Raw genomic sequence first — 21,471 nt, forward strand, 5'->3', positions numbered from 1 at the left:
CCCCTCCGTCTCGTCGCTTCGCGCCGATCCACCTCCCCCAGTAAACTGGGGGAGTAGGTTATTCGGTTCGGCTCCCCTCAACCACCGTCAACTTCGCCAAAGGTCGCGCCTGCACATCCAGTGGTGCCAGTTCCGGAATATCCTTGCCTTCGTGATTGACCTTGAGGTCCTCGAACCGCCGCGCTTGGGTCAGGACCTGCGATTCCAGCGACCCGACAAACTGATTATACTTGTCCACCGCGCTGCCAAGGTTTTTGCCGAGGCTGGCGACGTGGCCGCCCATGACCGACAGGCGGCTGTACAGTTCACGGCCTACCGTGGCCACCTCATGCGCATTGTGGATCTGCTCCTCGGCGCGCCAGCCATAGGCGACCGCCTTGCACAGGGCAAACAGGGTCGTCGGGGTGACGATGATTACCTTGCGGTCCATGGCCTCGGTCATCAGGTTCGGCATCCGCTCAAGCGCCATGCTCAGGATACCGTCGCCGGGGACGAACATGGCGACGAAGTCCGGCGACTGTTCGCGAAACTGATCCCAGTAGGCCTTGTTCGACAGGTCGCGCACGTGCTGCTGCAAGGCGCGGGCATGGCGCTGGAAAATCTCTTCGCGCAGCACGTCGTCTGTCGCTTCGATGGCCTCCAGATAGGCGGTCAGATTGACCTTGGCATCGATGACGAACACCCCGCCGGGCAGCTTCACCGTCACGTCCGGACGACGGCGTCCAGCTTCGGTTTCAAGGTTCAACTGCTCGACGAAATCGAAGCGCGTCAGACCCGCGGCCTCCAGCACATTGCGCAGAGTTTCCTCGCCCCAGCGGCCCTGTACGCCAGCCCCTCGGCGCAAGGCGTTGGCCAGTTTCTGCGTCACGTCGCGCGTCGCCGTCGACGCCGTCATCAGGCTGGCGATCTGTTCCTTGAGGCCGCCCGTATCCTTGGCGCGCGCCTCTTCCATGTCCTTCACCTGCGCCTCAAACCGCGTCAGGGTTTCGGCGACGGGTTTCAGCGTATGGCCCATCCGTTCCAGCGCCAACTTTTCCCGCGCCACGAAATTCTCCTCGGCGCGTTTCAGCAGCGCCTCGGTCGATTGCGCCAAGGCTTCCTGCGACGCCGCCTGAAAATGGGCGCTCATGGCGGACCGCGCGTCCTCAAGGTTTCGCGCTCGCTCACGCAGTTGCGACACCTCGGCGGCAGCGGCCAGAAGCTTATCCCCCAGTTCCTCGTTACGTCCACGCAGACGGCGGCTTTCCTGAAAGGCCAGATAGTAGCCACCGGCCAGCACCAGCGCGGTCAGGAACACGACGATAAGGGCGATCGATTCAAGGTTCATGAAATGTTCTTGCCACGACGAAGCGGATATGGCAAGCCTTGTGTCACGATTCATGCGGCTTGTCAGGTCGGCGCGGCGGCGTATAGTGCGGATGAAAACGGGGGCCGTCATGGATTTCAAAAGCTTCGGCACAAAATTTATCACCGGCCGCACGCCGTGGACCTATCTCTACCTGGCGCTCATCCCGTTCATCAACTGGTGCTTCGCCGCCGTCCCGCAAATCCCCCTGCCCGACCACGGCTCGTGGACGCCGATGTCGATTGTGACCGGCTTTGTGCTGGTCGTGCGTGACTTCGCCCAGCGCGAGATAAAACACTGGGTCATCGCGGCCCTGGGCGTCGGTCTGGCTCTGTCGTTCCTGACCTCCGACCCGGCGGTGGCATTGGGTTCGACCTGCGCCTTTGCGGTATCCGAGCTGATCGACTGGGCGATTTTCACCTTCATGAAGCGGCCCCTGTCGCAGCGTGTGGCCATTTCCACCGCGATCAGTTCGCCGGTCGATTCCGCCGTCTTCTACATGATCGCCTCGATCAGCATCCCCGGCATTTTCAACATCTGGTCGCTGACGACCTCGGTGTTGAGCAAGCTGGCCGGGGTATTGGTGGTCTATCTGGTCCTGCGGCAACATGAGACCAGACCTATCAATGAGCGGCAGGCTGCCAACACGTTCGACTAAGGCTTATCTTCTGCTCTTAAATGCGTGGGCGATGGTCCCGTCGTCCAGCCAGTCGAGTTCGCCCCCAACCGGCACGCCGCGCGCCAGATAGGTCACCTGCACACCCTGAGCGATTTGTCGGACGCGGTCGGCGATATAGTGCGCGGTCGTCTGGCCTTCGACCGTGGCGGGCAGCGCCATGATCAGTTCCTCCACCTCGCCATCCAGCACACGCTGCATCAGACCCGTCAGGCGCAAATCTTCGGGGCGCACGCCGTCCAGCGCCGACAGCAGTCCGCCCAGCACGTGATAGCGGCCTTTGAACGCGCCAACGCGTTCCATGGCCCACAGGGCGGAGTCTTCCTCGACGACGCAGATCATCGTCCGGTCGCGCGCCGGATCGGCGCAGGTGGCGCACGGATCCTGAGTCGAAAGCGCCCCGCAGATATGGCACGAGGTCACCCGGTCGGCGGCGTCCTGCATGGCCGAGGTCAGGGGCAGCAGCAATTGCTCGCGCTTTTTTAGCAAGGCGAGCGCGGCCCGGCGCGCCGAACGCGGCCCCAGCCCCGGCAGCTTCGACAACAGCGCCATCAGACGTTCGATTTCAGGTCCGGCACCAGAGGCCATCAAACATTCTCACATGAGCGATGTGTCGAAAAATGGACACCGGTTTTCGACAATACGATCGCGATCAATGGCAACCAACAATTCGCTGTGAGACGGCGAAAAGCCTTAGCTGGCGAGAAACGCAGCGCAGCGTACTTGAGTACGTGAGCAGCGTATCGCAGACAGATGAGGTTTTGCAGCCTCTCACAGTAGAATTGTCAGAAGAACTTCGGCATGTTCGGCATATTACCGAACGGCCCCGCGGCTTCCTTCATCAGGGTCGACGAGGCTTCGTCCAGCTTTTTGCGGGCGTCGGCATGGGCGGCGACGATCAGATCGATCAGCACCTCGCCCTCGTCCGGCGTCAGCAGGCTGGGGTCGATGCGCAGACCCGCCAGAATGCCCGTGCCTCTCAACTCGACCGAGACGAGGCCCGCCCCGGCTTCACCGGTCACCGCCACGTCGTTCAGCTTGTCCTGCGCCTCGGCCAGCTTTTGCTGCATGGCCTGGGCCTGCTTCATCAGGGCATTCAAGTCCATCAGTCGTCGTCCTTATCGCTTATTTCATCAAGGTTTTCAGGTGCCGGCGCGTCCGGCACCGTCGCCACTACCGGCTTCGGTTTGGCGCGATAGCTGAGGATTTCCGTGCCCGGAAACGCCTTCATCAATCCTGAGATAAATGGATCGCCCTGCAGTTTTTGCAAGGCTTCGCGGCGTTCGCGCTCATCACGTTCGCGGATGGTCTCGGCCCCACCGCCGCCTTCGGTCGCAATCAGCCAGCGCTGACCGGTCCATTCCTTGAGGCGGCTCGACAGCTTGCGCACCAGATCGATCGGCGCGTGCGGCGCGGGCTCAAACGTGATCGCGCCTTGCCGGAACGAGATCAGCTTCACATAGCGTTCGACATCGACGCGCAGACCGATATCGCGCTTGTCCGAGATCAGGGCCAGCACATCGTCGAAGGTATTCAACTGAATCTGCGGCTCCTGCGCCAGCGCCTGAGGCCGCATCATCACGCCCTGCGCCGACACACCGCCGCCCCCGGCAGAACCGCCGCCGCCCATGCCGCCGCCCGGAGGACCGCCGCCGAGCAGGTCTTCGCCGTTTTGCAGACGCTTGAGCAGCGCTTCCGGCCCCGGCAGGTCCGAGGCATAGCAGAAACGGACCAGCGCCATTTCGGTCGCCGCCGCCGGATCGGGCGCACGACGGATTTCCTCGAACGCCTTGAGCATCAGGGTCCACAGCCGCGACAGGGTGCCCGCCGACAATTGCGCGCCGAGTGCCGCCACGCGACCAGCGGGCTCCTTGGGCAGGCGCGTGGCCTCGGCCCCCAGCACCTTGGCGACCGACGTCGCGTGGCAATATTCGAGCAGGTCGCCCATGATCTGCGACGGATCGGCGCCGAAACCGTACAAGGTCCGGAACGCCAGAAGCGCCTCGGATATCTGGCCCGAGATGATATTTTCGAACAGGCCGAGCGTCGCCGAACGGTCAGCAAGGCCCAGCATATCGCGCACGACCTCGGCGGAAACGCTCTGCCCTTCTTCAGACTGCACCAATGCCTGATCGAGCAGGGACAGCGAGTCGCGCACCGAGCCTTCGGCGGCGCGCGCAATCAGGGCGATGGCGTCCGGCTCGATCCGCGCCCCTTCAAGACGGCAGATCTTCTCAAGGTGCGGCGTCAGGGTTTCCGGTTCGACGCGGCGCAGGTCGAAGCGCTGGCAACGCGACAGGATGGTCACCGGCACCTTGCGGATTTCGGTGGTGGCGAAGATGAACTTGGCGTGCGGCGGCGGCTCTTCCAGCGTCTTGAGGAGCGCATTGAACGCGCCGGTCGACAGCATGTGGACTTCGTCGATGACATAGACCTTGTAGCGCGCCTCGACCGGGGCGTAGCGCACGCTCTCCAGCAGTTCGCGCATGGCGTCGACGCCCGTCCGCGAGGCGGCATCAAGCTCCAGCACGTCGATATGGCGGCCTTCGATGATCGCCTGACAATGGGCCCCGAAGGTTTTCAGATCGACGCTGGGGCCCCCTTTTTTCTCAGAAGAATTGGGAGTCTCGGATTCGTAGTTCAGCGCCCGCGCCAGAAGCCGCGCCGTTGTCGTCTTTCCCACACCGCGGACGCCGGTCAGCATGAAGGCGTGGGCGATGCGCCCGGTCGCAAAGGCGTTCGACAGGGTGCGCACCATCGCCTCCTGACCGATCAGGTCCTCGAAGGTGCGCGGGCGGTATTTACGCGCCAGAACGGTATAGGCCGCATCCTTCTTGACCGGCGCAGGGACGCTGCCGCCGAACATATCGTCGGTATTGTCGTCGCGCTCGGTCGCGAACGGATCATCAAGGTCGGAAGGATCGGACATGGGGCGATTTTATAACCGTAAACGCACAGGTTTGCAGCCATAAAGCGCGATTCGCCCACAGCGTGCCAACAGGTTCTGTTTTAAGGGAAACGGTGAGACCGCGCGACCCGAAGGTGAATTCGTTGTGGCTGCTGCCTTCCGGCCCTGACCAGATTGGCGAGGCCTTCGCCCGCGCGATCTCACGGGCTATATGCGTAGTTTGCCGGACGATTGCAAGAGGGAATCTAAAGCGCTTCCAGCCCCACGCGCAGACGCAGTCCGACGACCAGCGCATCCTCGGTCATCGGATCGCCCGCGGGATGGCGGATATATTGCACATCCGGCTGCACGCTCAGGCCGCTTCTGATCTCGTAGCGGTAGGTCACTTCGATCGTGGTTTCCGGCACCAGACGCGTACCCAGACTTTCGGCATAGAGCCTGCCGAAACGCGCCTGAGCGACGGCCAGCCCCACGGCATCGGACTCCCGGCCGGGGAACGGTCCCGTATAGACCAGCCCGCCACCGACATAGGCTTCCACTGGCTGGAGCTCGCTATTGGCGACACCGGCGCGCAGCCAGCCGGCCAACCCCTGATCATCGGTTCCTTCGCGGTAAAGGTCATACTTCACCTGAGCATAGTAACCGGAATTGTTCTGTTCCGGCCCCTGCCCGTCCAGCCGTTCGGCCTTCGCCGTATAGGTCCACGCCCCCAGCTTGACATAGCCGCGCGGAAAATTGTGCTCGGCCTCGGCCACCAGATGCGCGCCTTCGTCACGGCTCAGATGCAGGCCGACAAAGCTGCTGGCACTGTCCGGATCGCCCGGCACGGCATCGAACACCCCGGCGCGCAACCGCGTTTCGTCGCTGAGCCGCCATTCGCCGACCGCCCCCAGACCGGCAATCGGAAAGATCGACGGCCCCGTCTGGGCGTATTCTGGCCCGATACCGTGCGACGCGTTGAGAAACAGCCCGCCGGTCTCCTGAATATCGAAAACGCCGTTGAGGTTGATGATCCCCGCGGTCAGGCTCAGATGCTCATCGGCCGTGCTGCGCTTCACCCAGGCCTCGAACAGACGCACGCCTTTCGGCGCGTCGATGTTCGACACCACCTGGGCGTCGCCGCTATAGGTCTCGGAAAAGCCGCCCCCGGCATCGACCAGTCCATAGGCGAAGGCTTCCCAGCCGTTGTCGCCGGACCACGCCGCCGACAGGTCGAGATTGCCCATGAGACGGGTGCCCTGACGCACGCCGCCGTGCGTATTGGACAAAAGATCGGCGGTCAGGACGGCATCGAAGCGGGTTTCGGCCATGGCAGGCGCCGCGATCGCCAGACCACAAAAGGCCATTATTTTCACAGGTGTATTTTTACCGCTCACGCCACGCATACCGTATATTCCGAAAATTGTCAGTTCCCGAAACCTAGCAGAACATCGCTATATTAAGGTTTACATACAGGGTTAACCGCTTTTAAGGATGGCGCGGTTCTTGCCGGTTGGGCGTGATGTTTTTGGAGTATGTTCCGATATGAAACCTGTTCTGGTTCGCCCCATCCTGTCGCTTGTCCTGTCCGTGATCCTGTCTCTGGGCGCTCTGTCTTTGGAGGCTCAGGCGCAAGCTGCTGGCACGTCCGCCTATCGCGCCTGCCTGCGCGGCGCCCTGACGCCCGTTACCGCCACCTCCGCCTATCGCAACGGTTCGGTGCGCGAAAAACGCGCCCTGCTGAACAGCTACAAGGCCGAGGTCAGCCGCAACCGGGCGGCCTGCAAAGCCCAAGGTTACGCCTCAGGGTTAAGCCTCAGGGTTAAGCCTTAAGCCGCCTCGACCACGCTGTTCATCTTGCTGAGGAAATCGGCCACACGGCCGCGCAGGATATTGGCCTGCTCGGACAGGTCCTGCGACGAGCCATAAAGCTGCGCCGAGGCTTCGCCCGTTTCGGTGGTCACGTTTGACACGTCGTGCAGGTTATTGCTGATCATCTGCGTGCCTTCGGCGGCAAAGGCCATGTTACGCGCAATATCCTGCGTGGTCGCCGACTGCTCCTCGACCGCCGACGCGACCGAGGTCGTTGCCGACGTAATATCGTCGACCGAGCCCTTGATACCCGACAGGGCGTCGATAATGTCGCGCGACGCCGAGCGCATTTCCTCGATCACGCCGTTGATTTCGCCGATCGACCGGTTGGTCTGGTTGGCCAGATTCTTGACCTCGCCCGCCACCACCGCAAAACCGCGCCCGGCTTCGCCTGCCCGCGCCGATTCGATGGTCGCGTTGAGCGCCAACAGATTGATCTGGCTTGAAATATCCGCAATCACCGTCGTGACTTCGTTGACGCGATCGGACGCCTTCGACAGTTTTTGCGCCAGCAGATCGGCGTTCTGCACCTTCGCATAGGAGTCGCGCACCAGACCGTTGGTGACCTGAATCTGTTGGGAAATTTCGCGTACCGAGGCCGAAAGCTCCTCGGCGGCGGCGGCGACCGTGTGGACGCTGGCGGTCGTCTGAATGGCCGCCGACGATGCCGACACGGCCAGACCGGCGCTACGTTTCAAATCCGCATTCATCGTCTCGGCAACGTGCGACAACTCTACCGCCGACGACGCCAGACCCGACACCATATCCTGCACATTCAGCTCGAACTCCTGCGTCAGGTGCGCCTTGGCCGTCACCACGTCCCAGACCAGCATGGCGGCGACATAGTCCCCGTTCCGGTCATGAACCGCCGAAATCTGCAAATCGATCGAATCGCCACCGAGCCTGATCTTGGCGCGATGCGGCAGGTTCTTCGGATCGGACAGAAGCCGGCGCTGATGTTCGGGATGCGCGTGGAAAATGTCGATCGACTGCCCGATAATCTCCTCGCTCCTGATCGGCAGATGGGCCTCAAGGCGCTTGAGCAGGCCCAGGGTCGAGGCATTGGCATAGTTGATACGCAGATTGTCCCTGACGTCCACCGACATGACCGAAGTCGGCATGCTCAGAACCATCTGGTTGACCATGAAGGCTTCGCGCGCATTGTGACGCAGGGTTTCGGTGGCGCGCGCCAGAATCCCGATCTCGTCCCGGCGGTTAAGATAGTCGAGGTCGATATCGGTGTCGCCCTGAGCGATACGCGTGATCGTTCCGGCAGCGGCATTGAGCGGTTTCAGGAGGTCGCGCCACATAAGCCACGCCATCAGCACGACGCCCAGTACCGCCAGAGCCGACAACAGGCTGACGACGCGCTCCATGAATTCGCTGGCCGCGACCGCCTGCGCATCGGCGGCCTTCATCCAGGTGTCGATCTGATGCGACAAGGCTTCGTTGCTGGCTTCCATCGCCGAAAACTTCTGGTCGAAATCCGCCATCGTGCCCGTACCGGCGGCGACACCGTCCATGGCCGCTTCCCCCGCCGCCTTGTAGGCGTCGAGATTGGTCAGGGTCGCATCGAAGCTCTGTTTCAGATCTGCCGGCAGGTTCTCAGCCCGGTTGCTTTGCAGATTGGTGCGGAAATTGGCGGCATGGCTTTCAAAGGCCTCACGGGCCGCCGCCATCCCTGCCGCATCTCCGGCACCGTGGGCGACGACCGCACCGAGCACATCGGAGTTCATGGCGTCATGCATCATGTCGCCTTCCATATGCCGCTGGGTAATCGTCGTAATGATCGAGGACTGCCGGATATGGGCTTCGGTCAGGTTCGAGGCGTGCCAGTTGACGCCCACCACGCTGACCACCAGACACGCACACACGGCCCCAAGGCCAACAAACCGGGTCTGCAAATTCATCAGGGCACTCCGCCGCCTGTACCGGAACAGAGAGGCGGCCAAAGGCGTCCGGGCGCAGCCTCACGACCCGAACCAAACCTCAAAACGGTGCAGGCACGCCTTCTATGACGGCGTTATGCTTAATGCGACGTTAAGTCGTAACGCCGTTCGCTGGACCCGTTGTGGCTGAAAAATGCACCCTTTACCGCAGACGATTTTATCATCCCCTTACACGGCAGGCCTCTGCCTTCGTTTCAACCTTACGAAGAATGCGGTAATAATTCCCGATCATTTTTTCGCGAGGACCGCCATGAACAGCTATAGTTCCGCTCACACCGCGCCCGGTCAGCCGATCAAGGGCGCGCGCAACGCCGCCGAATGGAGCGCCCTTGTTCTCTCGCTCCTCGCCACGGGCGGGTTCGGCGTCTACGTCGTCTATTTCCTGACGGGGATGCTGGGCTAAACCGGGTGCCTATACGGGTCGGGCACCGCTGATCGCCGCATAAAGGTCCGTACGACGGTCCCGGAAAAAGCCCCACGCCGCGCGGTGCGTATTGAGGTAGTCGAGATCGAACGAGGCGACCAGCACGCCCTCTTCGTCGCGACCGAATTCCGCCACCTTGTCGCCGCGGTTATTGGCGATGAAGCTGTGACCATAGAAGCTCTGGCCCGCCCCGCTTTGCGGCGAGATCAGGCTTTCGGTCCCGATGCGGTTAGAGGCCACGACCGGAATGACATTGGCCACGGCATGGCCCTGCATGACGCGCTGCCACGGGGCGGCGGTATCCAGTTCCGCGTCGTGCGGCTCCGAGCCGATGGCCGTCGGATAGAACAGCACCTCGGCCCCCAGCAGCGCCATGGCGCGGGCGGCTTCGGGATACCATTGATCCCAGCAGATACCGACGCCGACCTTCGCGAACTTCGTGTCCCACACCTTGAAGCCCGTATCGCCCGGACGGAAATAGTATTTTTCCTGATATCCCGGCCCGTCGGGGATATGGCTCTTGCGATAGACGCCCAGCAGGTCTCCGCCCGCGTCGATCATGACCAGGCTGTTGAAATAGTGCGGACCTTCCTTCTCATAGATCGAGGTCGGAATCACGACGTTCAGTTCCGCCGCCAGCCTTTGCATGGCCAGCACGCACGGATGGGTGCGCCATTCAAACGCCGTCGCGAACCACTTTTCTTCCTGCGACACGCAGAAATATTCGCCCTGAAACAGCTCCGACGGCAGGATGATCTGCGCGCCCTTCGCGGCGGCTTCGCGGACCAGGGTTTCGGTCTTCGCGATGTTCTCGGCCATATCGGGGCCATAGGCGGTTTGCAGCGCCGCCACGGAAACGGTACGGGTCATGGGGATTACCTGTATAGAAAGAACGCCGGTCAGGCCTTGATATGGGGGACTTGCTGGCTGATGCAATGGAACGAGCCGCCGCCGGTCAAAATTGCGTTCGACGACAGACCGAACACCTGACGCTCGGCGAACAGGGTTTGCAACGCTTCGACGGCCATCTGACCCGGCTTGTCGTTATAGATCGGCACCACGACGCAGTCATTGGCGATCAGGAAGTTCATGTGCGAGGCCGGGATGATCTCGCCGTCCTCGTCCACCGTCTTGCCCGGCGATGGGATGCGCACGACCTGCAAGGCGACGCCGCGCGCGTCGGTCTGCTGGCTGAGGAACTTCGCCACGGCGTTGTACAGGTCGGCATTCGGATCGTCGGCACCGTAGGCGACCGGACAGACCACCACCCCCGGCGCCACAAAGCGCGCCAGATTGTCGATATGGCCGTCCGTATGATCGTTGAGCAGACCGTCATCGATCCAGATGACCTTGCGCGCCCCCAGACTGGCTTCGAGCGCGCGTTCGGCGATCGACTGCGTCCAGTCGGGGTTGCGGTTGGGGTTGAGCAGACACTGACGCGTGGTGATGATCGTGCCGAAGCCGTCGTGCTCCAGCGACCCGCCTTCGAGCACGAACTCCTCGGTCTGCGGCGTGAACCCGTCGTGCGCGGCGACCTGAGCGGCGACCTTGTCATCGTATTTCAGATGGTACTTGCCACCCCAGCCGTTGTTCAGGAAGGCCACCGGCAGGGTCTCATGGCGGTCGCGGGCGTCTTCGGCGCTGACATAGATCGGGCCGGTGTCGCGGAACCAGATGTCGCCGAACTGCCCGTCGACGATCTCGATACGCTTCACATCCGACAGCAGGGACTGCGCCGCCTCGCGCGCTGCCTCGCCCATCACCATCAGCTTGACATGCTCGTCGCCGAATTCCGCCAGCACGCGCACCAGCGCGGCGACCTCGGCCTGCGCCTCGATCAGGTCGTCCTGCCACAGGTTTTCATGGCTGGGGAAGCCGATCCACATGGCCTTGTGGGGTTCCCACTCGGCAGGCACCAGACGGGAAATGTGCGGATTTTGGCTCGTGCCAGACGTCATGCCAGACCCCAAAAAGCGTTGAAGCGATGGTTGCAACCTATCAGTCGCGGGTCTTTTACACAGCGTCAACCGCTTTGGCCATGATTGTTAACAACGACCAACAAAAAAGCGGCCCTCCGTTGCCGGAGAGCCGCCTTTTTAGTTTAGCTCAGGTTCGACTTAGAACTTGGTGCCGATCGTGAACAGCGTCGTGATCGGCGCGCCCACCCAGTAGAACGAGGTGCTGGCGGTATCCGAGAACACGTTGCCGGTCGAAATCGCCGACATGTACTTCTCATTGAAGAGGTTCTTCACGTTCATCTGAACATAGGTATTTTTCATCGGACCGAAATCACCGACGCTGTAACGAACGTTCGCGTTCCACACCGTGTAACCCGGTGCATTTTCGATATTCTGCAGCGACGCATAACGCTTACCCGTGTACTTACCCGTGACCGAGAAGTCCCATGCACCGGTTTCATAGTTGACGTTGACCGCATACATCAGGGACGGAATCTTGCCCAGCTTCTTACCCTTCACCAGGTTAACCTGAGTGGCCGAAGCACCGAACTTAACGTCGTTCAGCATTTCCGTGTCGGTGTACGAAGCCGAGGTGTAGATGTCGAGGCCTTCGACCGGGCGGAAGCCCAGTTCGGCGTTGATACCTTCCATCTTGGCCGCACCGACGTCGGTCGCCACCGAAGCGCCGATCGATTCGTCCCACGCAGTTTCAACGCGGTGTTCAAAGTCCGTCTTCCAAAGGGCGATGGAGCCGCTGACCAGAGGCGACGAATAACGGTAACCGATATCCGTGGTGCTGGAGGTTTCCGGCTCGATCGTGATGTCCAGACGGTCGTAGAGCGAGTCGGTACGCGGGGCCGAGATCGTTTCAGCATAAGAAGCGTAGACGGTTTGGTGATCGCTCAGCTTGTAGCTGATGCCCGCGTTCGGCAGAACCTTGTCGTAAGACACAGTCCACGAGGTCGGCTTCTTGGCCTGAATGGTCGTCGGCGTGCCGGTGGTGATAGGCGTTACGGGAACGACATTCGCACAGTAAGCCACCGAGGAAGAGGTCTGGTAACAGTAGTTGTTCAGTTCACGTTCGAACTTCGGGACGCGAACGCCAAGGTCGAACTTCAGCTTGCTCTCAAAATACGAGCCACCGTAGGTGATGGCGAACTGGTTGAGGTTGGCATAGGACTGACGGTTACGCTTCTGGATTTCTTCGCCGTTCTTGCCCTTGAGCCACAGGCTCGATTCTTCCGAGAACGGATCACCGATCCAGTTACCACCTTCGAGCAAGCTGTAACGGCCGGTTTGACGGTGGTTACCGCGATCGTAGGTATAGGCGAAACGCAGCGTATTTTGCGGATTGATGTACCAGATCAGCGACGAGTTGACCGTAACCCGGCGGGTCTTGGTAACGCTCGGGCTGAACACGTTGTAGGTCGACAGCTTGCCGTCCTTGTTGGCGTCGTAGCCGACCAGTTCACCCCAGGCAAAGCTGCTCGACGCGCTCAGCACGCCCGTCGTTTCGTTGATCGTCGTGACCTGCGTACCGCCGTCAGCCAGAGTATACTGGAAGCTGGGATCGACCGTCAGGACGAGGTTTTCGGTCAGGTGCTTCTTGAACTGGCCACGGATGTTGCCGTTGTCAGTCGGGTTGATACGGTAGCCGTAGAAACCGGTGATACCCGAAGAGGTGGCGTTGGCCAGAACCGGGTCGATCGTCGCAGCGTAATCATCGCTCCAGAAGCCAGACATCAGTCGGCTGCGCGAGATGTTGTACATGTTGTTGTTGCGCGTTTCATTATAATAGAACGCAACCGAGGCAAAGTCGCCGTCGCCCAGCGGCTGGTAGATACGACCGTTAACCTGCATACGATCTTCGGTGCCGACGCCCTTGAACTTGTTGGCATTCAGGTTCGAAGCGGCGACGAAAGCCGTCGTACCCCAAGGACCGATTTCACCAGTGTCCACGCGGACATATTCACGAGCATATTCGTTGGTGCCGAAGGTGCCCTTGACGAAAACGCCAAACTCTTTGTCCGGACGACGCGTCTGATAGTTGATGGTGCCACCACCAGCCGAGGCCGTCGGGCTGTCAACGTCCGTCGTACCGAGGTTGACGTCAACCTTCGAGTAGATTTCCGAGTCCGGGTTCATGGTGGGGTAGTAGGCATAGTTGCCGGTGTCGTTCAGCGGCATGCCGTCGAGCAGGAAAGCGATGCGCTGCTGATCGAAACCGCGCAGCGTAATATCGCCGCCGACCGAGCCCGAAGCAGTCTGGTCAGAGAAGTTTACGCCCGGCAGCAGGTTGATCGCTTCGAGGATCGAACCCGGACCTTGCTTCTCGATGAACTCTTCGGTGATCGAAGAGCGCGTCTTGGTCACCGTCTGATCAACCGCCAGACCACCGATGTTGCGGTTGCGCTGCCCTTTGACAACGACATCCTGCACTTCTTCAACAGTCTGCGTACCGGTCGATTGCGCCATCGCGCCGTGCGCGGCGAACAGCGTCGTCAGGGCCGTACCGGCCAGAATCCAGGACTTATTCATCTTCATAGCGGAGTATCCCCTCTCCATGAGTACACTTAAAAGAAACGGTCAGCATCGGCAGCGGATCCGCCGGGCCCGGTTTCACAACAACCTTCTCGTTACGATCTGGATGAAATTTAACCTTTAGCCGTTTTCGTGCCGCTTTTTGAGCCAAAAGTGCAAAGGTTTGATGACAATTGTGACAAGGGAGACGATATGCGTCCAAATTGTCACAGAAAATGCGCCATTCGCTCGCGAACCCGACACAGTCCGAAATCATTCGTGTTTGCGTTCTGTGCACAGGCGTGGCATTCACCCTCAACGTCTTCGCCACGCGCCGGTTGCCGTTGCGTAAGCCGCCCCGCACCGCAACACCGCCCTCTTCCGCCGAGCGACCATGACGCCTTCAAAAGCCCCCTCACCCGCTCCGTCCGGGACCGAAATGTCCACCGCCGCACGTTATGTTCTGTGGGGGCTGGGCCTTCTGTTCGTGCTGCGGGTGGCGCTGTTGTTCACCACCTATACCAACCTCTATCCCGACGAGGCGCAGTACTGGCTGTGGTCGCGTGAACTCGATTTCGGCTATTATTCCAAACCGCCGATGATCGCCTGGTTGATCCATCTGTCCACCCTGTTCGGCGACCGTGAGCCCTTCGTCCGGTTGTTCGCGCCCTTCCTGCATCTGGGGGCGGCGCTATTCCTGTGGGGCGCCGGAAAGAAGCTATTCGATGAGCGCACCGGCCTGACCGCGGCCGTCATATATAGCGTGATGCCGGGCGTCGTCCTGTCGTCGGCGGTCATTTCCACCGACGCGGCCCTGATGTTCTTCCTCGCCGCAACACTTTATTTCTACAGCCTTTTCCTGACATCCGACAGTGAGCGCGACCGTACGCGCGCCGTGCTGGGCATGGGGCTGATGTTCGGTTGCGCGGCGCTGAGCAAATATGCCTGTGTCTATTTCCTGATCGGTGCCGCCGCCCATGCCCTGTTCGCACCCTCCGTGCGCCAGCGGTGGTCCTGGCCGCGACTGGCGCTGTTTCTGGGGGCGTTTATCCTCCTCCTGTCGCCCAACCTGTACTGGAACGCCACGCACGGGTTCCAGACCGTGTCGCATACGGCGGATAACGCCAACTGGCACTGGGGCAAGCTGTTCAATCCGCTCTCCCTCCTCAAGTTCTGGCGCGATCAGTTCGGCGTTTTCGGCCCCGTGCCTTTCGCCATTCTCATTCTGGCGTTCGCCGGTTTATTCTGGCGCCGCGGGCCCGTATTGCAGCGCGATACTGCATCCGATCTGCGCACGGCCCTGATCGGCGTGGCTTGCCTGACCGCGCCCCCGTTGGTCTTCGTCAGCATTCAGGCCTTCCTGTCGCGCGCCAATGCCAACTGGGCAGCGTCGGCCTATGTCCCGGCCAGTTTGCTGGTGGCAGCCCTGGTATGGCATGGCTTTTATGTTGCCGTCAGGACACACCGCCTGAGCCGCTGGGCCGTCATTGCCGGCGCCACATTTCAGGTCGCCGTCATGACGGTTTTCATGGTCGGGGTCGTCTCGCCGGAGCTGTCGCGAACGCTCGGCCTCGGCAATACGGTCAAGCGCGCCCGGGCCTGGGACACGACAACCCAGGCCCTGATCGCGGCGGCTCAGGCCGGGCCCGCGCCATCCGCCATCGCGGTCGACAACCGCAACGTCTATAATGCCGTGGCCTATTACGGTCGCGACTGGTTCGCCGCCCATCCGGACACACCGCTCAAGGCCTGGGTGCGCGAAGCCCACCCCAAGTCGCAGGCCGAGACCGAAACGCCCCTGACCGAGACGGTCGGGCAGGACGTCCTGATCCTGTCCTATGTCGACGGTTTCCTGCCCGATATCCGTCATGACTTCATCAGCACCGGCAATGCCGAGTCGCTGAAGATCGCCATCGACCATAAGCGCACCCGCGATTTCACCCTGCTGCGCGGTTACGGCTTCAAACGTGCGCCCCGCGATCCGATTACCGGTCACCCGGTCGGCGCCGGTGTGGTGCAGGAGGATGAGGCGGAATAACTCACTCCGGCTGATCGAGGGCGCGGATAAACTGCGCCGGACTTCCGCCAAAAAGCGTATTTGGCGGGACATCCTTCGTCACCACCGATCCAGCCGCCACGACCGAATTTTCGCCGATAGTGACCCCGCCAAGAACCGTAACCCCCGCGGCAATCCAGACATTGCGTTTAATTACGATGGGTCTGGCGATCACCGTACGGTTTCGGTGAAGCGATTCGACCGGATGGCCGGACGTGATGAGGCTCACATTCGGCCCAATCATCACATCGTCCGCAATATCCAATCCCCCCAGATCGTAAAAGGTGCAGTTCTGATTTACGAACAGGTTGCGCCCAATACGCATATTTAGGCCGCCCGTCGCATAGAACGGCGGTATAAGAGCAAACCCGTCATCAACAGTCCTGCCGATAAGTTCGCTGAACAACGCCCTGATTTCAACCGCATCATCGAATGTCAAACGATTGAGCGCGGCGGTGATGCTCATCGCCCGCCTGATTTCCGCAGACATGGCGGCCGATGCCGGCGTCCGGTTGCGGATTATCAGAACCTCGTCTTTGTTTGACATGCTGGACTTTCAAGGCTGAGCGAATCTCAGGTTTCAGTCTATCCGTATAACCTGACAGTATACGCGGTTCGAGCCCGCCTCGACGGCCTTCAGATACAAAAAACCCGGCCTGCGTGAGCAGACCGGGTTCTTTTTGGTGTCGATATCGACGGCGCTGATTAGAACGCGATGTCGATGGTCGAACGGCGGTTCAGAGGCTCTTTCACGCCGTCGCCGGTGGCGACTGCCGGAGCCGATTCACCCTTCCAGTCAACGGCCAGGATCGAACCCGACACGCCGAGACCGGCGAGAGCATCAGCCACGGTCTTGGCGCGGCGTTCCGACAGGCGGATGTTGTAGGCAGCCGAACCCGAGGTATCGGCGTGACCAACGACAACCACGCGGGTCGCGTTACCGGCCTTGGCATAGTCAGCGGCCTGTTGAACGATCGCTTGCGCGTCGGTCGTCAGGGTCGACTGATCGAATTCGAAGTACACGATGAATTCGCGGGCTTCGTAAACGGCTGCCGGAGGCGGTGGCGGCGGCGGAGGCGGCGGGGGAGGCGGCGGCGGCGGCGGCGGCGGGGGAGGCGGCGGAGGCGGCGGGGTTTCCGCAGCCGGAGCACCGAACGCCCAGCGCAGGCCAACGGTCACGGTCTGATCGTTGAACTTGCCCGAGAACGAACCGGGGTTGAGCAGGGTCGTCGTCGACGTAGCCTTCAGGTTGACTTCTTCCGTCGTCAGGTAACGATAGGTGAAGTCCAGGTTCAGGCGATCCGACAGAGCCCAGGCGAAACCGGCCAGCGCCTGATAGGCGGCGACGGTGTCTTCACCGGAGATGGTCAGGTTCTGACCAACGCCGGTCGGGTTGACCGAATACTGACCCGTGAAGTCAGCCTTCACGCGATCCAGACCGACGCCCAGACCGACGAACGGATGGAACTTCGATTCCGGGATGAAATCGTAGATCAGGTTCGCCATGAAGGTCGTCTGATCGAACGAACCGACCGGACCGCCGCAGGGCGTCGAAGCCGTACGCGTCACACCCGGGGTGCAGAGCGCGGTGTCGCGGGGGTTCGTGCCCGGATACGGATAGGCGCGAGCGAAGCCGCGGGCCGAGGTCACGTCGCCGGGGCGGTAGCCACCTTCGAATTCCACGCGCCACTTCGGGCTGTAACGATAGCCGAGGCGAGCAAAGCCAGCCCAGTCATCGTCCGTACCGACGTTGTACACGAACGGCGCACCGTCCGGCATGTTGTTCGCCGACTTGGCAGCGTATTCCGACTTGGTGTTGTAGCCAAGGTCGACAGCGCCGTACCAACCTTCAGCTTCCTGAGCAAAGGCGCCAGTCGCCGTTGCCAGTGCGACGAGCGCAGCGCCCGCCAGCAAATTGAGTTTCATGTGTAATGCCCTCTCTTGGCCATCGATCGAACAGCCGAAATCCCGGCTGAGTACCGTTGTTTACAAATGTATACATAACTTTGGGAACGTTTTTTGCCTAGCACCTAAAATGGTATTTTGGTTAAAAATGCACCCGGTTAATCGCTTTAGCGACGACTGACACCCGAAAGACACGAAATATGACGGGTCAACTCTTGAACATCAGATGCTCTATCACCTCTAGGAAGGCGTGTAAATTTTCAATAATTAAATGTGAATAGCTGTGGAAAGGGGCTTGCGGAATTCGTTACATGTGAGTAGGAGAACACCTCGTTCAGACCACTGAGCGATTTGCGCTCCCTTTTGGCGCAACACCTTGAAAAGACGGAGAGGTGGCAGAGTGGTCGAATGTACCGCACTCGAAATGCGGCGTAGGTGGAAGCCTACCGTGGGTTCGAATCCCACCCTCTCCGCCATTCAAAAAGCCCGCCATCACGGCGGGCTTTTTTGATTCTGCGGTAAATTTGCATCACCTCTGAGGAGGCTTACGCACACGCCCTCACCGCGAAATCCATTGCGACGCAATACGACCCGATTCGCACCTGCACAAAAAATCAGACGACTTCCGGTTCGCGCGACACAATCGTATCGCAGACCTCTCCGGCCCGCGCCGGGTTGGGCGCATCGTCGAGCGCCATATACAGGCTTTCAGCTCCGGTGACGATAAGCGGACTGTCCTCTTCGCGCTGAAGGACGCCGTAGTGCTCATGGCCGCCTTTGGCCGAGCGCGAAATCTTCAGGGTATGCAAGGCCGGCATGGCAGGACTCCTGTTGGGGCTCACAACGCAAAGCGCGCCTCATTCGGCGGCGATCTTCGTGTCTTCGGCGACGGCGTTTTCGATGTCGCCGGTCAAACGCTCGTCCTCGCAGCCGCGCGCGATGTCGCCCAGCGACACCACGCCCACCAGCCGCCGGTCGGCATTGAGCACAGCCAGACGGCGGATCTGAGCGCGCTTCATACGCTGGGCCGCATCTTCGACATTGTCTTCTTCGAAGCAGTAGATGATGCGGTCGCTCATCACCTCGGACACCGCTGTATCCAGCTTGCGCCCTTCGGCCAGACCGCGCACGACGATATCGCGGTCGGTCACCGCCCCTTGCAGACGATCATTCGAGCCCACGGGCAAAAAGCCGCAGTCGCGGTCGCGCATCATCTGCGCTGCCTCGCGAAACGGAGTGGACGGATGCACGATGCGCACATCGGTGCACATGACCTGACGGACTAACATAGGCGGCTCCCTGATTTTTGAAGCTTCACTCTATAGGAAAGGCCATAAAAAGGACGGCAGGCATGGTGAGTCACAGATAAGGATCGGGCAAAGCCCGACTTTACGGATTTTCTATACGATCACCTGTCAGACGCGGGGCCAAAAAGGCGCAGACGATCAGCTGCAACTGATGGAACAGCATGACCGGCAGAAGGACCGGCCCCAGCACGGCGGGCGGAAACAGCGTCCCGGCCATCGGCACGCCCGACGCCAGACTCTTTTTCGAACCGCAGAACAGGACGACCACCCGGTCCTCGCGGCTCAGGCCCGCCCGCCCCGACGCCCACCAGGTAAAGCCCATGACGGCGGCCAGCAAGACCGCACCTGCCACAAACATCAGGGCCAGATCAGCAAGCCCCACCTTGGACCACAGGCCTTCGACGACCGATGCCGAAAAGGCGGTATAGACGACTAGTAGGATCGATCCGCGATCGACGCGCCCGACAAGGGTCTTGTGCGTATCTAGGACACCTTTCAGCACCGGTCTCAGCAAATGCCCAACGATGAACGGCAGCAACAATTGCAAGGCGATCGAGGTCACGGCATCGAACGATACGCCGCCCGCCGCTTGTCCCATCAACAGCGCCACCAGCATCGGCGTGATCAGGATGCCTAAGATATTTGACACCGACGCGCTGCATACGGCCGCCGCGACATTGCCTTTGGCGATGGCGGTAAAGGCGATCGACGACTGCACCGTCGAGGGCAGCAGGCAGAGGAACAGCAGCCCGGCCAGCATCATCGGGTCCATCAACGGCGACAAGGCCGCGCGCAGGCCCAGCCCCAGCAGCGGAAACACCGCGAAGGTCGTGGCGAAGACCAGCGCATGGACCTTCCACGCCTTCATCCCGGCCCAGATCGATTCGCGCGACAGCTTGGCGCCATGCAAAAAGAACAGCAGGACGATGGCGGCGTCCTTGATCCATTCCGCGACGACGGCGGCGCTTCCGCGCACCGGCAGGACGGAGGCCAGAACCACCATGCCCAGCAGCATGAGGATATAGGGATCGAGAATTTTGAACAGTTTCATGCGGTTTGTCCTGCCAGCAGCGGCACAAGGATATCGCTGACCGGGGTCGGGATACCGTGCTTGCGGCCCTTGCGCACGATCACCGCGTTGCGAGCGTCCCACTCGGTTTCGCGGCCCGCCGCCCGGTCGTCGTACATCGAATTGGTGTCGTCGGGGGTGGCCTCCATGAACTTCGCCATCTGCGCCTCTATAAGACTGTCGGGCAGTTTCGCCCCTTCGGCCCGGCCCACCGCCACGCATTCGCTGAGGATGGCGAGGGCGATATCGGCGACACCGGGTTTATGGAACACGCGCATGGGCTGACCGGTCAGGGCGAGGATGGCACCGCCGGGGGCATTGACGCACAGCTTCAGCCAGTTGTCGGTGACGAAGTCCTCCGTCGTGCGCGCACTGACGAAGGTGCCGTCGAACAGGGCGCAGAAATCGCGACCGTCACCTGTATCCGGCACCAGCAGATTGGCCCGGCCGCGCCATTCGACGACACCGGGCGCGTAGCGACCTGCCGGGATATCGACGACCACCGGCACCAGAGCACATCCCGATCCTGTTGGATCGGAATCATGCTCTGGTTTTTTGTCTTGTCGCGCATTTGATTCCGAAAACCGTTGCACACTTTTCGGAATGCGCTTTGGCAGCACATTCGGCACCAGAGGCTCGACGCGCTCCACATGCTCGACGCCGTTTTGCAGGATGGCGACGCGCGTCCCCTCCCCCACTGCCGCGTTGAGCCAGTCCGCCGCGCCCTGAACCTGATGGGCCTTGACGCAGAGCAGCACCCAGTCGGGCGGGGTTATCTGTGCTGGATCGGTGACGACGGTGACATCCAGATCGCGGGCCGGTTCGCCAGAACAGTTGACGCGCAAAGGCGCAAAGGCCTGACGCGCAGCAAAGGTCACGGCGTGTCCGGCGTCGATCAGGGCCGCTCCGGCGCTCAGGCCCACCGCGCCCGGTCCGATGATCAGAATGGTCGTCATTTTTTGGCGTTTCCTTACCTTGGGTGACGCTATACCGGCGGTCCATTTGACGTTAAGGTCAAGGCAACCTCGTGCGGAGCGTGCTTATGGCCAGCAACCCTATCAAACGTTTCAAGCTGATCAACCTCTATCCGCCGATGATCGGGGCCGGTATCCGCGTCGTGCGCTATGCCGACGACTTCACCGAGATCGAAGTCCACATGAAACTACGCTGGTGGAACCGCAACGTCGTCGGCACGCAGTTCGGTGGCTCGCTCTATATGATGTGCGACCCGTTCTTCATGGCGATCCTGATGACGCAACTAGGGCGCGGCTATATCGTGTGGGACAAGGCCGCGCGCATCGACTTCCTCAAACCCGGCCGCGGGCGGGTGCGCGCCATCTTCCGCATCCCGCCGGAAGAAATCGCCCGGATCAGGGCGCTGGCGGACAGCCAGCCCAAGATCGAGCCGGAATTCGAGGTCGATGTGGTGGATGACGATGGCGTGGTGGTGGCGCGCGTGCATAAGACACTATATGTGAGGAAGAAACCTCCGAAATAACCGAG

General features: G+C 61.1%; 20 protein-coding genes, 1 tRNA gene and 1 other RNA gene. 6 read left to right on the plus strand and 16 right to left on the minus strand.

What is annotated here, in order from left to right; genetic code table 11:
- Nucleotides 1–58 precede the first annotated feature (58 nt).
- Nucleotides 59–1,327, minus strand: a complete 1,269-nt coding sequence (locus tag PQU92_RS15890) for a DNA recombination protein RmuC (protein ID WP_272749238.1) — start codon at nt 1,325–1,327, stop codon at nt 59–61.
- Between the two features lie 109 nt (nt 1,328–1,436).
- Between PQU92_RS15890 and PQU92_RS15895 the strand changes: the two genes are divergently transcribed.
- A complete protein-coding gene (locus PQU92_RS15895) occupies nt 1,437–2,003 on the plus strand; it encodes a VUT family protein (protein WP_272749239.1) in 567 nt (188 codons plus the stop codon).
- Between the two features lie 3 nt (nt 2,004–2,006).
- On the opposite strand, the gene recR is transcribed toward PQU92_RS15895, so the two are convergent.
- The 5 genes from recR to PQU92_RS15920 all read right to left on the minus strand — a co-directional run bounded on the left by recR (nt 2,007) and on the right by PQU92_RS15920 (nt 6,239).
- The gene (recR, locus tag PQU92_RS15900; protein WP_272749240.1) at nt 2,007–2,609 is read right to left on the minus strand and encodes a recombination mediator RecR; all 603 of its coding nucleotides are present in this window, start codon (nt 2,607–2,609) and stop codon (nt 2,007–2,009) included.
- Between the two features lie 197 nt (nt 2,610–2,806).
- Nucleotides 2,807–3,130, minus strand: a complete 324-nt coding sequence (locus PQU92_RS15905) for a YbaB/EbfC family nucleoid-associated protein (protein WP_272749293.1) — start codon at nt 3,128–3,130, stop codon at nt 2,807–2,809.
- Nucleotides 3,127–4,950, minus strand: a complete 1,824-nt coding sequence (locus tag PQU92_RS15910) for a DNA polymerase III subunit gamma/tau (protein WP_272749241.1) — start codon at nt 4,948–4,950, stop codon at nt 3,127–3,129. Before PQU92_RS15910 ends, PQU92_RS15905 begins: the two co-directional genes overlap by 4 nt.
- A gap of 88 nt (nt 4,951–5,038) precedes the next feature.
- Nucleotides 5,039–5,134: signal recognition particle sRNA small type (ffs, locus tag PQU92_RS15915), an RNA gene on the minus strand.
- Between the two features lie 40 nt (nt 5,135–5,174).
- The gene (locus PQU92_RS15920) at nt 5,175–6,239 is read right to left on the minus strand and encodes a carbohydrate porin (protein WP_272749242.1); all 1,065 of its coding nucleotides are present in this window, start codon (nt 6,237–6,239) and stop codon (nt 5,175–5,177) included.
- A 214-nt stretch (nt 6,240–6,453) separates the two neighbouring features.
- On the opposite strand from PQU92_RS15920, the gene PQU92_RS15925 reads away from it, so the two are divergent.
- Nucleotides 6,454–6,741, plus strand: coding sequence for a hypothetical protein (locus PQU92_RS15925; RefSeq protein ID WP_272749243.1), 288 nt, complete (start codon nt 6,454–6,456; stop codon nt 6,739–6,741).
- Here PQU92_RS15925 and PQU92_RS15930 read toward each other — a convergent pair.
- Entirely contained in the window at nt 6,738–8,690 is a 1,953-nt protein-coding gene (locus PQU92_RS15930) for a methyl-accepting chemotaxis protein (protein WP_272749244.1), read from the minus strand. The two genes, PQU92_RS15925 and PQU92_RS15930, sit on opposite strands and share 4 nt — an antisense overlap.
- A gap of 289 nt (nt 8,691–8,979) precedes the next feature.
- Between PQU92_RS15930 and PQU92_RS15935 the strand changes: the two genes are divergently transcribed.
- Entirely contained in the window at nt 8,980–9,132 is a 153-nt protein-coding gene (locus PQU92_RS15935; RefSeq protein WP_272749245.1) for a hypothetical protein, read from the plus strand.
- Between the two features lie 9 nt (nt 9,133–9,141).
- On the opposite strand, the gene aguB is transcribed toward PQU92_RS15935, so the two are convergent.
- From aguB to PQU92_RS15950, 3 genes are all read right to left on the minus strand, one after another.
- Nucleotides 9,142–10,023: an N-carbamoylputrescine amidase gene (gene aguB, locus PQU92_RS15940; protein WP_272749246.1), complete on the minus strand. Its 882-nt coding sequence runs from the start codon at nt 10,021–10,023 to the stop codon at nt 9,142–9,144.
- Between the two features lie 29 nt (nt 10,024–10,052).
- Nucleotides 10,053–11,111, minus strand: a complete 1,059-nt coding sequence (locus tag PQU92_RS15945) for an agmatine deiminase family protein (RefSeq protein ID WP_303657418.1) — start codon at nt 11,109–11,111, stop codon at nt 10,053–10,055.
- Nucleotides 11,112–11,270: 159 nt separating this feature from the next.
- On the minus strand, nt 11,271–13,649 hold the full coding sequence (locus tag PQU92_RS15950) for a TonB-dependent receptor domain-containing protein (RefSeq protein WP_272749247.1): 2,379 nt from the start codon (nt 13,647–13,649) through the stop codon (nt 11,271–11,273).
- Between the two features lie 421 nt (nt 13,650–14,070).
- On the opposite strand from PQU92_RS15950, the gene PQU92_RS15955 reads away from it, so the two are divergent.
- Nucleotides 14,071–15,669 carry an ArnT family glycosyltransferase gene (locus tag PQU92_RS15955; RefSeq protein ID WP_272749248.1) on the plus strand — a complete coding sequence of 533 codons (1,599 nt, stop codon included), beginning with the start codon at nt 14,071–14,073 and terminating at the stop codon, nt 15,667–15,669.
- Nucleotide 15,670: 1 nt separating this feature from the next.
- Here the strand turns inward: PQU92_RS15955 and PQU92_RS15960 are convergent, their stop codons facing one another.
- Entirely contained in the window at nt 15,671–16,234 is a 564-nt protein-coding gene (locus tag PQU92_RS15960; protein WP_272749249.1) for a sugar O-acetyltransferase, read from the minus strand.
- A 158-nt stretch (nt 16,235–16,392) separates the two neighbouring features.
- Entirely contained in the window at nt 16,393–17,613 is a 1,221-nt protein-coding gene (locus PQU92_RS15965; RefSeq protein ID WP_272749250.1) for an OmpA family protein, read from the minus strand.
- A 365-nt stretch (nt 17,614–17,978) separates the two neighbouring features.
- Between PQU92_RS15965 and PQU92_RS15970 the strand changes: the two genes are divergently transcribed.
- A tRNA-Ser gene (locus PQU92_RS15970) sits at nt 17,979–18,068 on the plus strand.
- 138 nt (nt 18,069–18,206) lie between these two features.
- Here PQU92_RS15970 and PQU92_RS15975 read toward each other — a convergent pair.
- The 4 genes from PQU92_RS15975 to PQU92_RS15990 all read right to left on the minus strand — a co-directional run bounded on the left by PQU92_RS15975 (nt 18,207) and on the right by PQU92_RS15990 (nt 20,924).
- The gene (locus PQU92_RS15975; protein WP_272749251.1) at nt 18,207–18,410 is read right to left on the minus strand and encodes a hypothetical protein; all 204 of its coding nucleotides are present in this window, start codon (nt 18,408–18,410) and stop codon (nt 18,207–18,209) included.
- 39 nt (nt 18,411–18,449) lie between these two features.
- Nucleotides 18,450–18,881 (minus strand): CBS domain-containing protein, encoded by a 432-nt coding sequence (locus PQU92_RS15980; RefSeq protein WP_272749252.1) that lies wholly within the window; start codon nt 18,879–18,881, stop codon nt 18,450–18,452.
- A gap of 100 nt (nt 18,882–18,981) precedes the next feature.
- Complete coding sequence (locus tag PQU92_RS15985) at nt 18,982–19,950, minus strand: bile acid:sodium symporter family protein (RefSeq protein WP_272749253.1); 969 nt, start codon at nt 19,948–19,950, stop codon at nt 18,982–18,984.
- Nucleotides 19,947–20,924 carry a ketopantoate reductase family protein gene (locus PQU92_RS15990; protein ID WP_272749254.1) on the minus strand — a complete coding sequence of 326 codons (978 nt, stop codon included), beginning with the start codon at nt 20,922–20,924 and terminating at the stop codon, nt 19,947–19,949. Before PQU92_RS15990 ends, PQU92_RS15985 begins: the two co-directional genes overlap by 4 nt.
- Before the next feature lie 86 nt (nt 20,925–21,010).
- On the opposite strand from PQU92_RS15990, the gene PQU92_RS15995 reads away from it, so the two are divergent.
- On the plus strand, nt 21,011–21,466 hold the full coding sequence (locus PQU92_RS15995; protein ID WP_272749255.1) for a DUF4442 domain-containing protein: 456 nt from the start codon (nt 21,011–21,013) through the stop codon (nt 21,464–21,466).
- The last annotated feature ends 5 nt before the right edge of the window (nt 21,467–21,471 follow it).

Source organism: Asticcacaulis aquaticus (assembly GCF_028550415.1).
GTDB classification, from domain to species: Bacteria; Pseudomonadota; Alphaproteobacteria; order Caulobacterales; family Caulobacteraceae; genus Asticcacaulis; species Asticcacaulis aquaticus.